The 14,632-nt window shown below is 63.5% G+C and carries 15 protein-coding genes; 8 read left to right on the forward strand and 7 right to left on the reverse strand.

Annotated elements, in window-relative coordinates:
- The first annotated feature begins 31 nt into the window (after positions 1–31).
- Complete coding sequence (locus AC0L2Z_RS05300; protein WP_473626962.1) at positions 32–535, forward strand: heme-degrading domain-containing protein; 504 nt, start codon at positions 32–34, stop codon at positions 533–535.
- A complete protein-coding gene (locus tag AC0L2Z_RS05305; protein WP_473626964.1) occupies positions 532–1,797 on the forward strand; it encodes a glycerate kinase type-2 family protein in 1,266 nt (421 codons plus the stop codon). The genes AC0L2Z_RS05300 and AC0L2Z_RS05305 overlap by 4 nt, the downstream gene beginning before the upstream one ends.
- 3 nt (positions 1,798–1,800) lie before the next feature.
- Here AC0L2Z_RS05305 and AC0L2Z_RS05310 read toward each other — a convergent pair whose 3' ends face one another.
- The 5 genes from AC0L2Z_RS05310 to AC0L2Z_RS05330 form a co-directional block, all read right to left on the reverse strand.
- On the reverse strand, positions 1,801–2,523 hold the full coding sequence (locus tag AC0L2Z_RS05310; RefSeq protein ID WP_280806757.1) for a UdgX family uracil-DNA binding protein: 723 nt from the start codon (positions 2,521–2,523) through the stop codon (positions 1,801–1,803).
- Between the two features lie 86 nt (positions 2,524–2,609).
- Positions 2,610–4,031 carry a glutamine synthetase family protein gene (locus AC0L2Z_RS05315; protein WP_473626965.1) on the reverse strand — a complete coding sequence of 474 codons (1,422 nt, stop codon included), beginning with the start codon at positions 4,029–4,031 and terminating at the stop codon, positions 2,610–2,612.
- A gap of 13 nt (positions 4,032–4,044) precedes the next feature.
- A complete protein-coding gene (locus AC0L2Z_RS05320; RefSeq protein WP_473626967.1) occupies positions 4,045–5,427 on the reverse strand; it encodes an aspartate aminotransferase family protein in 1,383 nt (460 codons plus the stop codon).
- 126 nt (positions 5,428–5,553) lie between these two features.
- Positions 5,554–6,528 (reverse strand): WD40 repeat domain-containing protein, encoded by a 975-nt coding sequence (locus AC0L2Z_RS05325; RefSeq protein ID WP_473626969.1) that lies wholly within the window; start codon positions 6,526–6,528, stop codon positions 5,554–5,556.
- A gap of 261 nt (positions 6,529–6,789) precedes the next feature.
- Positions 6,790–7,848: a CobW family GTP-binding protein gene (locus AC0L2Z_RS05330; protein WP_473626971.1), complete on the reverse strand. Its 1,059-nt coding sequence runs from the start codon at positions 7,846–7,848 to the stop codon at positions 6,790–6,792.
- 197 nt (positions 7,849–8,045) lie between these two features.
- On the opposite strand from AC0L2Z_RS05330, the gene AC0L2Z_RS05335 reads away from it, so the two are divergent.
- Together AC0L2Z_RS05335 and AC0L2Z_RS05340 are read left to right on the forward strand one after the other, a co-directional pair.
- Positions 8,046–8,777: an intradiol ring-cleavage dioxygenase gene (locus tag AC0L2Z_RS05335; protein ID WP_473626973.1), complete on the forward strand. Its 732-nt coding sequence runs from the start codon at positions 8,046–8,048 to the stop codon at positions 8,775–8,777.
- Between the two features lie 218 nt (positions 8,778–8,995).
- Positions 8,996–9,466 carry a MarR family winged helix-turn-helix transcriptional regulator gene (locus AC0L2Z_RS05340; RefSeq protein ID WP_292480745.1) on the forward strand — a complete coding sequence of 157 codons (471 nt, stop codon included), beginning with the start codon at positions 8,996–8,998 and terminating at the stop codon, positions 9,464–9,466.
- A 16-nt stretch (positions 9,467–9,482) separates the two neighbouring features.
- Here AC0L2Z_RS05340 and AC0L2Z_RS05345 read toward each other — a convergent pair whose 3' ends face one another.
- A complete protein-coding gene (locus AC0L2Z_RS05345) occupies positions 9,483–10,361 on the reverse strand; it encodes an AraC family transcriptional regulator (RefSeq protein ID WP_473626974.1) in 879 nt (292 codons plus the stop codon).
- 35 nt (positions 10,362–10,396) lie between these two features.
- Between AC0L2Z_RS05345 and AC0L2Z_RS05350 the strand changes: the two genes are divergently transcribed.
- From AC0L2Z_RS05350 to AC0L2Z_RS05365, 4 genes are all read left to right on the forward strand, one after another.
- The gene (locus tag AC0L2Z_RS05350) at positions 10,397–10,804 is read left to right on the forward strand and encodes a DUF2000 family protein (protein WP_473515173.1); all 408 of its coding nucleotides are present in this window, start codon (positions 10,397–10,399) and stop codon (positions 10,802–10,804) included.
- Between the two features lie 278 nt (positions 10,805–11,082).
- Positions 11,083–12,105: a LacI family DNA-binding transcriptional regulator gene (locus AC0L2Z_RS05355; RefSeq protein WP_077375012.1), complete on the forward strand. Its 1,023-nt coding sequence runs from the start codon at positions 11,083–11,085 to the stop codon at positions 12,103–12,105.
- Positions 12,102–13,085, forward strand: coding sequence for a 2-hydroxyacid dehydrogenase (locus AC0L2Z_RS05360; protein ID WP_473626975.1), 984 nt, complete (start codon positions 12,102–12,104; stop codon positions 13,083–13,085). The genes AC0L2Z_RS05355 and AC0L2Z_RS05360 overlap by 4 nt, the downstream gene beginning before the upstream one ends.
- Before the next feature lie 90 nt (positions 13,086–13,175).
- Positions 13,176–13,571, forward strand: a complete 396-nt coding sequence (locus AC0L2Z_RS05365; protein ID WP_473515171.1) for a hypothetical protein — start codon at positions 13,176–13,178, stop codon at positions 13,569–13,571.
- A gap of 21 nt (positions 13,572–13,592) precedes the next feature.
- Here the strand turns inward: AC0L2Z_RS05365 and AC0L2Z_RS05370 are convergent, their stop codons facing one another.
- The gene (locus AC0L2Z_RS05370; RefSeq protein WP_473626977.1) at positions 13,593–14,366 is read right to left on the reverse strand and encodes a gamma-glutamyl-gamma-aminobutyrate hydrolase family protein; all 774 of its coding nucleotides are present in this window, start codon (positions 14,364–14,366) and stop codon (positions 13,593–13,595) included.
- Positions 14,367–14,632: the final 266 nt, after the last annotated feature.

The raw sequence follows: 14,632 nt of genomic DNA on the forward strand, positions 1-14,632 counted from the left end.
AAGGGTGCCGCGACGTTGATAGGGGAACGACATGGCGGTTGCAGACGATATCGCTCTGATCCAGAAACAGGAAGCCGAGCTTGTCTTCTCGGTCTTCGACGAAGCTGTCGCCTTCAAGATCGGCTCGACGATCCGCGACCGGGCACTGGCCCAGAGCTTGCCGATCATCGTCGACATCAGGACCTTCGACCGGCCGCTGTTCTACGCGGCAATGCCGGGCTCGAACGCCTCCAATCCGGATTGGGCGCGGCGCAAGATCAACGTGGTGCAGCGGTTCCTGAAAAGCACCTACCGCATGGTGCTGGAGCAGCAGCGTCCCGACCGCAGCTTCAAGCCAGGCGAGGGGCTCGACATATCGGACTATGTGCTGGCCGGTGGTGGCTTTCCCATAACGGTCAAAGGTTCCGGCGTCATCGGTGTGATCGCGGTCTCGGGCCTGCCGGAGCGTGAGGATCACGGCGTCGTCGTCGATGCGCTGTGCAGCCACCTCGGCGTCGACGGGCGCGAGCTGGCACTGCCGCCGGAAGCAAAATGACGGCGCTCGATCCCAAATCCTTCCTCGCCGCCATCTTCAATGCCGCCGTTGCCGCCGCTGATCCGCAGAGGACGATCAGGGATCATCTGCCGGCAATGCCGAAGGGGCGCACCATCGTCATTGGTGCAGGAAAAGGCTCGGCGCAGATGGCGGCGGCTTTCGAAAAAGTGTGGGACGGGCGGATCGAAGGGCTGGTCGTCACCCGCTACGGCTATGGCGCGGCATGCCAGCGCATCGAGATCATCGAGGCGGCGCATCCGATGCCGGATGCCGCAGGGCTCGAAGCGTCGCGCCGGCTGCTCGAAAAGGTGCAGGGGCTGACCGCGGACGATCTGGTCGTGGCGCTCATCTCCGGCGGTGGCTCGGCGCTGCTGCCGGCGCCCGCCGAAGGTCTGACGCTGGCTGACGAGATCGCCGTCAACGAGGCGCTGCTCGCCTGCGGCGCGCCGATCGCCGCCATGAACACCATCCGCAAGCATGTTTCCACCATCAAGGGCGGCAGGCTGGCGGCAGCTGCCTATCCGGCAAAGCTGGTATCTTTGGTGGTCTCCGACATTCCCGGCGACAATCCGGCGCTTGTCGCTTCCGGCCCGACGGTTCCCGATTCCGGCAACCGCCAAGAGGCGCTGGCATCGATCGCCGCCTATGGCATGAAACTGCCGGCTGCCGTGATGGCGCATATCAATTCGCCGGCCGCCGATGCGCCGCGCGTCGATGATCCGCGTTTTTCGCGCAACGAAGTGCATCTGATCGCCTCGGCCGGTGTCTCGCTGGAAGCGGCTGCGGCCGAAGCCAGGCGCCATGGCATCGAGGCGGCCATCCTCTCCGATTCCATCGAGGGCGAAGCGCGCGAAGTTGGGGGTGTCCATGCGGCAATCGCCCGTGAAGTCGCGACGCGCAACCGGCCTTTCCCGAAGCCCGTGCTGATTCTATCAGGCGGCGAGACGACGGTGACCGTGCGGGCGAAGGGCAAGGGCGGTCGTAACACCGAGTTTCTGCTTGCCTTCGCCATCGGCATCAGCGGCATGGAGGGCGCCCATGCACTGGCCGCTGACACCGATGGCATCGACGGTTCGCAGGACAATGCCGGCGCCTTTGCCGACGGCTCGACGGTGTCGCGGATGCGGGCGGCAGGCGTCGATGCCAAGGCGATGCTTGCCGGCAACAATGCCTGGACGGCATTCAACGCCGTCGGCGATCTCTTCGTGCCCGGCCCGACCGGGACGAACGTCAATGATTTGAGGGCAATCCTGATCAGATAGGGGTCAGGCGGCCATCAGCTTTTTCACTGCCTTCATGTCCTGCAGGAACCGCTCGCGTTCGGCCTGCTTGTCCGCCGGCTCGCGAATACGCAGGATGAAGGACGGGTGGATGGTGACGAACACAGGCAAGCCATCGTCCCGATCCACGACCGCGCCGCGCATCTTCATGATCGGCACGACCTTGCCGAGCAGTGACTGCGCCGCCGTTGCGCCGAGCGCCACCGCCAGATTGGGCTTGATCAGATCGAGTTCCCTGTCGAGCCACCAGCGGCAGGCCTGTACCTCGCCGGTATTCGGCTTCGAGTGGATGCGCCGCTTGCCGCGCGGCTCGAACTTGAAATGCTTGACCGCATTGGTGACATAGACTTTCAGCCGGTCGACGCCGGCATCGTCCAGGATGGCGTCGAAGACTTTTCCCGCCGGACCGACGAAAGGTTTGCCGGCCAGATCCTCCTGGTCGCCTGGCTGTTCACCGACGAAAACCACCTTGGCCTTGTCAGGCCCTTCGCCGAACACGGTCTGCGTTGCGTTGCGCCACAGCGGGCAGCGGCGACAGGCCTTCGCCACTTCGCTGAGTTCGGGAATGGTGCTTGCGCCATCGTCTTCTGCCGTCTCAGGCAATTCAGGCTTGGGCCAGCGTCTTGCCTGCACCTTGGCGTGGTGTGGAGAATTTGTCTGCATCCTGGCGATCATGGCTGATGCGGCCTTGCCCGCTGCTGCGATCAGATGCGGAATGAGCGAAGCCCCCGAAAGGTTCCTTCAAATAGCCGGGACCCGGCTTTCGCTGGGCGAATGACCGGCGATGCGATGCCTCACACCTCGTGCAGATAGAGATGATAATCCAGTTCGCTGACCGTACGCGCCACCCGCAGATATTCGGATTGCTTGATCGCCACGAATGTTCGGTGCAGATCTTCCCCCAGCGCCGCTTTGAGGAATGTCGAGGCCCTTGCCGCCTCGATCGCGGCGCGCCAGTCCACCGGCATGGTGGTGCGCGTGATTGCTGATTCGTAGCCATTGCCGGTGGTTTCGGGGCCTGGATCGAGGCTCTCATCGAGACCCTTGACGATGCCGGCCAGCACGGTTGCCGCCACCAGATAGGGGTTGGCGTCGACGCCCGACGGCCGGTGCTCGATGCGCCGGTTTTTTGCGTCGCCAGCCGGCACGCGCAATGCCACCGAGCGGTTGTTGACGCCCCAGGTCGGCGCCACCGGCGCATAGGATTGCGAAACGAAACGCCGCCATGAATTGGCGTGCGGTGCAAACACCAGCATCGATTCGGCCATGGTCTGGATGAGGCCGCCCAGTCCGCGCAGCAGCGGCAAGGACCAGGTCTCGCCGCTGGCTTCGGCAAAGACGTTGTTGCCGGCCTTGTCCTGCAGCGAGACATGGAAATGCATCCCGGAGCCGGCGTATTTCTCGATCGGCTTGGCCATGAAGCAGGCGGTGACGCCGTGGCGGCGCGCCTGCGCCCGCACCAGCCGCTTCAGCATGACGAGGTCGTCGGCGGCCCGCATCACGTCCTTGCGATAGTTAAGCGTCAGTTCGTACTGGCCGGGCGCATATTCGGAAATGACCGTCTCGGCCGGGATGCCTTGCACCCTGGCCGCGGCATAGATATCGGAAAACAGCGGCTCCATGCCGTGCAGATGGTCGACGGAATAGACCTCTGTCTTGGCCGAGCGGCGGCCGTCGAGCACCGCGTGCGCCGGCTGCACCTTGCCGTCGGCGTCGCGCTCGTTGGCAAGCAGGAAGAATTCGAGCTCGAAGGCGCCGGCCGGATGCAGGCCCTTGGCCGCCAGTATCTCCACCTGCCGGCCCAACGCCAGGCGCGGGTCGGAGGACATCGGCTGGCCATCGAGATGGTACATCGCCATCAGCACCTGGCCGCGCGGCGGCTGTGTGCCGAACAGCGGCACCAGCGTGCCGGGGATCGGCCATGCCCGCAGGTCGCCGTCGCCCGTCGTCCAGATCAGTCCGGTCTCGTGCACGTCCTCGCCGGTGATGTCGAGGCCGAGGATCGAGATCGGCATATGCCTGCCGCCCTCGAAGATGCTCATCAACTCGTGCCGGCGCACGATCTTGCCACGCCCGACGCCATTGGCATCGGTCAGCACGATGTCGAACGCTTCGATCTCGGGATGGGCGTCGAGAAAGGTATGCGCCTCGGCGGGCGTTGAGCCCGAAGGGGAGGCGATGATGGCGTTCAAAGTTTGCTTGTGCGCTTCTCTCATGTGCAAGCTTGTCTCATGCCGCGAGCCTTGCCGCAACCGCGCCGAAGGCGGTGATCAGGCGGTTCACTTGGGCAGCGCTGGTCGCCGGCGAGATCAGCATCATGTTGTGGAACGGCGCGATCAGCACGCCGCGATTGACCAGCGCGACATGGACAGCCGCTTCGAGCGCCGGTGCGTGCGCTGCTTCCGCCTCGCCGCCATTCCTCAGCGGGCCGGGTGCGCAGATGAACTCGACGCGGGCGCCGACTCGGGCAACATGCCAAGGCAGGCGGTAACGGGCGATGACGGTGGTCAGCCCGGCGTCGAGCCGCCGCGCCAGATGGTCCATATGGCTATAGTTCTCGTCGGTCATCACCTCTTCGAGCGTGGCGCGCATCGCTGCGAACTGCAGTGGATTGGCCGAGAGCGTCGTGCCCATGCCGGAATAGCCTGGTTCCTTGGTCCTGACATAGTCGGCATAGCGGGTGGCGACGCCATCGCTCATGCCCCAGACGCTGGCTGGCACGCCGCCGGCGATTGGCTTGCCGAGCACGAACAGGTCCGGCTCCAGGCCATGTTTCCTGGTGTAGCCGCCGGGACCGGTCGAGATCGTGTGCGTCTCGTCGATCAGAAGCAGGGTGCCAGCGGCGCGGGTGAGACGCCGCAGCGCGTTGTGGAAGCCGGGATCGGGCAGCACCATGCAGGAATTGGTCAGCACCGGCTCGGTGACGACACAGGCGATTTGCTGGTCCCGGAGTGCTGTCTCAAGCGCCGGCACATCGTTGAACTCGACGACATCGGTCGCCCCGGTCAGGTCGCGGAATTCGCCGGCCAGTCCTGGCCGGTTGGCCGGTCTGCCGTCGACCAGGCGCACCATCGTCTCGTCGACCGAGCCGTGATAGCAGCCGTTGAAGACCAGGATCTTGCCCCGGCCGGTGATGGCGCGGGCGACGCGCAGCGCGAAGCGGTTGGCATCGGTCGCCGTTGTCGCAATCTGCCAGAACGGCAGGCCGAAGTGCTGTTGCAGCAGCGGGCCGATGGCGAGTGCATCTTCCGAAGGCAGCATGTAGGTCAGGCCGCGTCCGGCCTGCCTACGGATGGCGTGGGCGACCGGCGGCGGCGAGTGGCCGAACATCGAGCCGGTGTCGCCGAGGCAGAAATCGTCGAGCCGATTGCCGTCGATGTCAGTGATAGTGGCGCCTCTGGCGCTGTCGACCAGTATCGGGAACGGCGTCGGCCAGTCGTTCATCCAGTGCATCGGCACCCCGCCGAAGAAGCCCGGCAGGCCGTTGCCGACCTTGGCTGCTGATTTCGGCCTTGCCTTGCGGAAGGCTTCGGCCTCGGTCTCGCGCAGATCCGCGATGCGAGCAGTGCTGATGCCACCGATCGCCATCTTTGAATGGTCGATTGTATGCATGAATACCCCCTCATGCGTCACTCTAGCCAATCGACGGCCGGAACCGCAATTGGCCGCGCGGTTCAGTGACAGAGGGCAATAGGGGAATGTGTTCCTACTCCCTTACTGCCCTACTCCCCTACGGCCCTAGGCCGAAATATCGATGACGCCGCAGTCGCCGGCGGCGCTGCCGAAGGCGACGCGGCGTTCCTCCTTGTCCCACATCATCGAGGTAATGGCGCCCTTGCCCGGTCGGCGCAGAAGCACCTCCTTGGCGTCCGCGAAACGCACCGCCATCACCATGCCGTCGTCATAGCCGACGGCGACGACATCCTGGCTCGGATGGCAGGCGACCGAGGTCACCATGGCGTTGCCGCGCGTGCCGAGTTCCAGCGGCGCCTTGCCCATCGGCCCGTCCTTGCCCGAAAACGGCCAGACGATCGCCGCCGGGGCTCCGGAACTGGCCAGCCATTTTCCCTTGGGCGCCCATGCCAGGCTTTTGACTTTGCCGGGATAGCCGGTCATCCGCATGTGCTTGCCATCGGCGAGCTTCCAGCCATGCAGCGCGTTCTCCTGCATGGTGGTGACGAGGAAGGCGCCATCCGGCGAGAAGGTGATGCCGGTATGGGCGCCGGCCCATTCCAGCTCGACCGGCTTGCCGTTCGCCGCCGGGAAATGCAGCGTCGCGCCATTGTAGCGGGCGACGCCGAAGCGCATCCCCTTGGGCGAGAACGCCAGCCCCTCTACCGAACGCGGATGCAGGAATTCCTTGGTCTTGCCGTCGGAGAAACGCACGAAGGCGATCTTGCCCGAGGCATAGGCGATGGCGCCCTGTGGTCCGGCGGCAACGCTGGTGATCCATTTCTTCCCGGCGCTTGCCAATTCTGCCGCATTGCCGCCGGCGGTAACGGAAAAAATCTTGCCGTCCTCGCCGCCGGTGATCAGCCGGTCGTTGGCCGCATCGTGGAAGGCGGCGAGAAGCCCGTCATTGGCCTGCGCCGTCTTGTGGCCATGGTCCAGCCGATGGATTGTGCCGTCGGCCAGTGCGAAATGCGGCACGTCGCCAAGGAAGACGGCGGCGATGCAATGTCCCTGGAGATCAAGCGGGGCGACTGTCGGCATGGGAGATTCCGTTCGAGATTTCCGCTGGTCGTCTACCTCCGCGGGGGAGCCGCCAGCGCGGATAGGTGCAGCTTGCCTTCTCTCCTTGTTGTGGGAGAAGGTGGATTGGCGCGCAGCGCCAAGACGGTTGAGGGGTGCTGGACGGAGTGCCGTCGTTGCCAAGCTGGAACACCCCTCATCCGACCGAGCTTCGCTCGGCCACCTTCTCCCACAAGGGGAGAAGGAGAGAACGTGCAGCGCTAGCGTTATAAGGCCCGAAAATCAAGCCGCCTGGCAGGCATCAAAACTCTTCTTCAGCCGCTCGGCGTCGAGTTCGCGGCCGATGAAGACCAGCCGGCTCTCGTGCTTCTCGCCGTCCTTCCAGGCGCGCTGGTGGTCGCCCTCGATGATCATGTGCACGCCCTGAATGACGTAGCGCTCGTCATCGCCTTTAAGCGCGATGATCCCTTTCAGACGCAGGATGTTAGGGCCTTCCATCTGGGTGATCTTCTCGATCCAGGGGAAGAATTTTTTCGGGTCCATCTCGCCGCCCCGCAGAGACACCGACTGCACCGTCACGTCATGGATATCGGACGGGTGCGCGTGGTCATGGTGATGATGCCCGTCATGATCGTGATGATCATGGTCATGATGGTCATGATCATGATGGTCGTGGTCGTCACGCGCCTCGAGGAAATGCGGATCGTTCTCCAGCGCCCGGGAAAGGTCGAAGGCGCCGCGGTCGAGCACCTCGGACAGCGCCACGCCGGCGCGCGTGGTGCGATGAATCCGGGCCGCCGGGTTGATCGCGCGGATCGTCGCCTCGACCTTGCTCAGTTCCTCCGGCGTGACGAGATCGGTCTTGTTGAGCACGACGACATCGGCAAAGGCGATCTGGTCCTCGGCTTCGCGGGAATCCTTCAGCCGCAACGGCAGGTGCTTGGCGTCGACCAGCGCCACCACCGCGTCGAGCCTGGTCTTGGAGCGCACGTCGTCGTCCATGAAGAAGGTCTGCGCCACCGGCACCGGATCGGCGAGGCCGGTCGTCTCGATCACGATGGCGTCGAAGCGGCCTGGCCGGCGCATCAAGCCCTCGACGACGCGGATCAGGTCGCCGCGCACCGTGCAGCAGACGCAACCATTGTTCATCTCGTAGATTTCCTCGTCGGATTCCACGATCAACTCGTTGTCGATGCCGATCTCACCGAACTCATTGACGATGACGGCGTAGCGCTTGCCGTGGCTTTCCGAAAGGATGCGGTTTAGCAGCGTCGTCTTGCCGGCGCCAAGATAGCCGGTGAGAACGGTTACGGGGATTTGTATCGTCTGTGCATCGCTCATGTTGGGCCTCGAAAAGGATTGTTGGCTCCATATAGGATGCACGCCGTGCTTTTGCACGTGGCAACCGATGGGCCAAACAGGTCGCCAACATTGCCGGGTTTTCCCAAATTTGCTGGGTTTTCATTGGCGTTGGCTGGTCTCACTGACTAGATAAGACCAAGCCAGCTTGCTCGACAGAAACCAAAAAGAGGCGCCGGATGTCCGACAAACCGTCCTCCTTGCCGTTGAGCCGGCGCCAGGCGCTTGGCCTCATTGCCGTTAGCGCGGGCGGCGGTGTCTTTCTGCCGGGCATCGCGCTGGCGCAGCAGGCCTCGCCCTATGCCGGGCTTGCCCTGTTCGATAGCGGCGCCGGCGTCTGCGCGATCACACCGGAAGCGACCGAGGGCCCGTTCTATTTCGACCCGAAGCTCGAACGCGCCGATATCACCGAAGGCAAAGCGGGCATTGCCCTCAATCTGCGGTTGCAGGTCATCGACGCAGGCTGCCGGCCGCTTGCCGGCGCGCGGGTCGATATCTGGCATTGCGACGCGCAAGGCCATTATTCAGGCTATCCGGGACAAGGCGACGGCCAGGATGTCGATACGTCAGGCCAGAGTTTTCTGCGCGGTTGGCAAAAGAGCGATGACAGCGGTATCGTCTCGTTCGCCACCATCTATCCCGGCTGGTATCGCGGCCGCACCACCCACATCCATTTCAAAGTCTTCCCCAACGACAATTCGGTGATGACCGGCCAGCTGTTTTTCCCCGACGGCCTGAGCGAACAGATATTCACTACTGTCGCGCCCTACACCGACCGGTCCGGCAAGCGGGATACGTCGAACGCCAGGGACGGTATCGCGCGGCGCGCCGGGCCGCTTTCGCAGGCGGCGCTGCGCGAGGTGGCGGACGCCTACCAGGCCTTGATGATCGTCGCGGTGAGGGCTGATTGAGACCCGCATCGGTGCGGCGCTCCTGCCGAACCCGACCACCTGCGCTGAAAAGTCGTTTGTCATCTAACTGAAATAAACATCTGGCATTAGCCTCGGCGGACACCGCATTGCTTGCCGGCAAAGCTGTTTTGCAAAGCCGGATCTTTTTTGATCGTCCATTGCCAACCGGGCGGCTGCCTCTATGCTGTCCATACCGGTTCGGCCGAAGAGGGATAGCCATGGCCAAGGCGGACAAGACTGCGACAATGAGCCGGCTGCATTCGGCGGCGCGGCTGGCGCGTACGGCACTCGCCGCGCGGCTTTTGGCGCACGGCTTCTATGCCGGCCAGGACCAGATCATGCTGGCGCTCGACCGTGAGGACGGGCAGACGCCCGGCAATCTTGCCGGTCGCCTCGGTGTTCGCCCGCCGACCATCACCAAGACCATCAACCGGCTGCAGGCGCAAGGCTTTCTGGAAAAACGCGCTTCTTCCGCCGATGCCCGCCAGGCCCATATCTTTCTGACCGACACTGGCCGCGAAATCATTTATGCCATCGAGAAATCGGTGAAGAAGACCGAGAAGCAGGCGCTGAAGGGCCTCGATAAAAAGGACCAGAAGGCGCTGTTCAAGCTGCTCGCCCGCGTTGAGGCGAACCTCTCGAACGGAGAGATGGTTCTCGTCGATGACGAGATCGACGCCGACGAATGATCCGCGGCTGACGCCATCAGGCAGCGGCTGCTGACGATCCATGCACCAATGCCGACCAGCGGCCCGGCGTGACACCGAACGCCTTCTTGAAGTGCCTGCTGAAATGACTTTGGTCGTTGAAACCGGCCGCTATTGCGATCTGCGCCAATGACTCGCTCGCCTCTATCATGCGGCGTGCTCGTTGAAGCCGGCGCATCAAGAGAAAGCGGTGCGGACTGGTGGAGAAAGCGGCACGGAAATGCCGCGATAGGGCGTAGCGATCGAGCCCGGTGATCGCCTCCAGCTCCTCGGAACGGACGGTACGGAAAACATTTTCTTCCAGATAGTCGCGTGCCAGGCTGGCAGCCCGCCACGCTGTCCTTGGGATCGGTTTCGCCGGCCGACCTGAATACCGTGCCAGGCTTTGCATCAATTGCGCAACGAAGTCGGCGACAAACAGATCGTCCAGCTTCTGGTCCAACGGCCCCAGCGCCGAAAGCAGCCGCGTGCGGAAAACAGGATCCGTCACCACGGCATTCCTGACGAAAGGCAGCGATGCGCCTGTCTGATCGAGGCAGTCCAGCACGATGGATGGCTCCAGATAAAGTATCCTGTAACGCAAACCGTCTTCAGTGCCGGCGCCGCCATCGTGCAATTCGTCGGGATGGAGCACGATAATCTGACCGGGCAGGCTGTGATGCGTTGCGCCGCGATACCGGAAAGTCTGGACGCCATGCAGCGTCACGCCGATGGCGTAGGTATCGTGACGATGGAGATCGAAGGCGCAGCCATGGAACCGGGCCTCGATACGCTCCATTCCGACGCAATCGGGCGCCGAGATGACGCAGTTTTCAGCCGCGTCAACGCACAAACGTCCAAGACCCTGAAAGGCCTCGCCATCTAGACCGTGTGACATCGATTCATTCACAAACCTCGAATGGCAATTGTCTCATGTTCGACACGAAATTTGCAATCGTGCTGCAGGACGACCTTCCCGTCTGGCAAAAGCTCAACGTCACCGCGTTCCTGACCAGCGGCATCGTCGCGCAGTATAGCGACATCATCGGCGAACCCTATCGCGACCGCGCCGGCAATATCTACAATCCGCTCTCGGTCCAGCCGATCATCGTGCTTTCGGCCGAACGCTCGACGCTCACTGCGATCCATCGGCGGGCGCTGGAGCGCGGTGTGCAGACCTCGCTCTACGTCGACGAAATGTTTTCGACCGGCCACGACGCGGCGAACCGCGCCGTCTTTGCCAAATTCGCACCCGACGACGCCAAGGTCGTCGGCATCGCGCTGCGCGCCGAAAAGAAGCTTGTCGACAAGATCACCAAGGGTGCCCGCATGCATCCCTGATGCATAGCGACACTGGTTCATCCTGTTGATGCTTGATGTCCTAGGTACTCGTCATCGTCGCCAGCGGCTTTCATTGTTCATCGCAAGCACCGGCTTTGCGTTCGCAACCGCGCTGCCCTCGATGTCGAGATGGAGGCGCTGGCAAAAAAACTTTGATTTGTTTCGGAAGGGTGGCATAAGGCCGCGTTTAAACTGTTTAGACCATGATCCCGAAAACGGGCATCCGGTTTCGCTGGAGATCATGGATCAGCTCTGGATCGTCGGGGGAGCGCAAGGCGCTGGCACAGAAGATCAAGCTTTCGACGATCGCGGATGCGCTCGGTGTGTCCACGGCCACGGTGTCGCTGGCCCTGCGCGACAGCCCGCTGGTTGCTGGAATCACCCGCGACCGCATCAAGGAACATGCCCGCGCCATCGGCTATATCTACAATCGCCGCGCCGCCAGCCTGCGCACCTCGCGTTCGGGCATCGTCGGCGTCGTCGTCCACGACATCATGAATCCCTTTTTCGCCGAGATCCTGCGCTCGATCGAAAGCGAGCTCGACCGCAGCCGGCAGACCTTCATCCTGTCGAACCATTACGACCAGCTCGAAAAGCAGCGCACCTTCATAGACACGCTTCTGCAGCTTGGCGCCGACGGCGTCATCATGTCGCCGGCCATCGGCACGCCGCCCGAAGACATCTTCATGGCCGAGGAAAACGGCCTGCCGGCGGTGCTGATCGCACGCACCGTCGAAGGCGCTGACGTGCCGGTGTTTCGTGGCGACGATGCCTATGGCACCGGGCTAGCCACCAACCATCTGATCTCGCTCGGCCATAAACGCATCGCCATGATCGGCGGCACCGACCAGACCTCGACCGGCCGCGACCGCTACCAGGGCTATCTCAACGCCATGGAGGCGGCAGGGCTGGAGGTCAGGCCGTCCTGGCGCATTCCCGGCCCGCGCACCAAACAGGCTGGCTTCGAGGCCGCCGGGCAGTTCCTGGCGCTGAAGGACAAGCCGACCGCGGCCTGCTGCTGGAACGACCTCGTCGCCATCGGCCTGATGAACGGCATTGCACGCGCCGGGCTGGTGCCGGGCATTGACATATCCGTGACCGGCTATGACGATCTCGAGGAAGCGGCGATCGCGACGCCGGCGCTGACCACCGTGTGGAATGGCCAGCGTGAAGTCGGCCGCCGCGCCGCTAGCGCGCTGCTCGACAAGCTCAATGGTCAGATGGTGCGGCCGTCGCAGGAACTGATCAAGCCGGAACTGCATGTGCGCCAGTCGACCGGCAAACCAGTGGAACGTGCATGACAAAAGCCGAACAGCAGCAAGCAGTCGCCATTCTGGTGCCGGGCCAATTCAACGACCACGCGGTAGGCCGCATCGACCGGACGTTCAGCCGCGCCTGGATCGAACGGCCGGATGCGTCGCTGGTCACCGACGAGATGCGCCGGACGGTGCGCGGCATTGCCGCCTTTGGCGGGATCAACGCAGCCCTCATCGACGCGCTGCCGAATCTCGAAATCATCGCCAATTTCGGCGTCGGCTATGATTCGGTCGATGCCCGTCACGCAGCGCAGCGCGGCGTCATGGTCACCAACACGCCGGATGTGCTGACCGAGGAGGTCGCCGATACGGCGATCGGGCTTTTGATCAACACCGTCCGTGAGCTGCCGCGCGCCGAAACCTGGCTGCGCGACGGCAGTTGGGCACGCAATGGCAACTATCCGCTAAGTCGGCTGACCTTGCGCGGCCGTCGTGTCGGTATTTTCGGCATGGGCCGCATCGGTCTCGCCATTGCGCGCCGGCTGGAGGCCTTTGGGTTGCCGATCGCCTATCACAACCGGCGCCAGGTCGAAGGTTTGCCCTACGAATACCACGGCACGCTGAAAGGCCTTGCCGAGGCGGTCGATACGCTGATCTCGCTGGCGCCCGGCGGCGCCTCGACGGAAAAGGCGGTCAACGCCGAGATCCTGTCGGCGCTCGGCCCGAATGGCGTCTTCGTCAACATCGGTCGCGGCAGCACGGTCGACGAGGCAGCACTTGCCGCGGCGCTTGCCGGCGACACCATCGCCGCTGCCGGGCTCGATGTCTTCGCCGACGAGCCGAACGTGCCGCCGGCGCTGCTCGCCGCCCCCAACACTTCACTTTTGCCGCATGTCGGCTCGGCTTCGGAACATACCCGCCGCGCCATGGCCGATCTGTGCGTCGACAATCTGATTTCCTGGTTTTCGAAAGGGAGGGCGTTGACGCCGGTGCCGGAAACGGAAAAGCTCAAGGCGCGCAGCTGAGCGGCATGCTTTCCTATTTGTTAACGATTAACGACGGCTTAACACTTTGACATCATTCTTTATCTATCGCCAAACACCCGGAGAACGCAGATGAAAGCACTTGCTGCATTGATAGCGGTGGTCGCGCTGTTCGGCAGCGTTCAGCTGTTTTACAGCGGCGCAGGCGAAGGCCGCACAGCCGATGAGTCGGCGCAGTCACCCGGCGACTACAGGCTGGTGGCCAATGGCGACGAAGCGTCCTGCGCGGTCAAGCGCGGCACTGAGGTTGCGCATGGCCTGTCGCTGTTGACGGTCACTGAGAATTGCCACCGGGTCTTGCCCGGCATCGAGCGCGCGAAATTCTGGCGCGAGCAGGATGACGGCACGGTCACCTTCAGCGCGAACGGCATCGACCCGATCGTCACTTTCGGCGTCGCCGACGGCGACGGTTATGAATCCTACGAACCAGCCCTGCCGCTGCTGTCGCTGGCGGCCAGCAGCGATTGACGTTGACGTTCGACGGCTGAACTATTCCGCGGCGGCCCGTGCGCCAGATTTCGCCGCGGCGTGCAGGCGCACCGCGTCGCCAAAGGCGCGGAATATCCTTGCTGAGACGCTGTCCGACTTGACCCAGTATTCGGGATGCCACTGGACGCCGACGGCGAACGCGCGGGCGTCGCGCACCGAAACCGCCTCGACCGTGCCGTCGCTGGCGACCGCCTCTATCTGCAGCTTCGGGCCGAGCCGGTCGATGGCCTGGCGGTGCACCGAATTGACCATGATGTCGCCTGCCCCGAACACGCCGGCGAGGCAGCTTCCGGGCTTGATCGAAATGGTCTGGCGGATGGCGAAGCGTTCGTCCTGATTGTCGCTCGCCGGTGCGCGATGGTCCAGCGACCCCTCGCGCTCCTGGATTTCTGCGGCCAGCGTGCCGCCCAGCGCCACATTCATCTCCTGGATGCCGCGGCAGATGGCGAGCAGCGGCACGCCGCGCTCCACTGCCTTGCGGATCAGCGGCAGCGTCGTGGCGTCGCGGGCCGGATCGTAGGGGCCGTTGGCCTCGCTGGCATCGCCGCCATAGTGCGAGGGATGCACATTGGAGTTCGAGCCGGTGATCATGACGCCGTCGACCGATGACAGGAGTTCATCGAAATCGAGCCGGCCGCCGAAGGACGGCACCAGCACCGGGAACACGCCGGCCGCCGAAAGCGCCGCCTCCAGATATTGCTGCGGCGCGGCATGCCAGGTGTAGTTGTCGAACTGGCGGACGTCGGTCGATATGGCGACAAGCGGCTGCTGCATTTTTGATCCTGGTCCATTCGGTGCAAGGATATGTTCTGCCTTTAAAATAGGCGATCCGACGGCGCTTTGCCATGACAAGTTCGGCATGTCGCATGGGCCACGGAAAGGGCGTTAGACTTAAGTTGCAGGAGGCGTGTTCGCGCCCGCGTATTTCGCGAAAACGCCGCCGGCAAAACCGGCTCCCATGGCTGGACTCGACTTCTTGCCCGTGTATTGTTTGCCGCGAAGCCGATCCGGGCACAGAGCATCTCCCGAACGTCGGTCTG

It is taken from the genome of Mesorhizobium sp. WSM4850 (genome assembly GCF_055811735.1).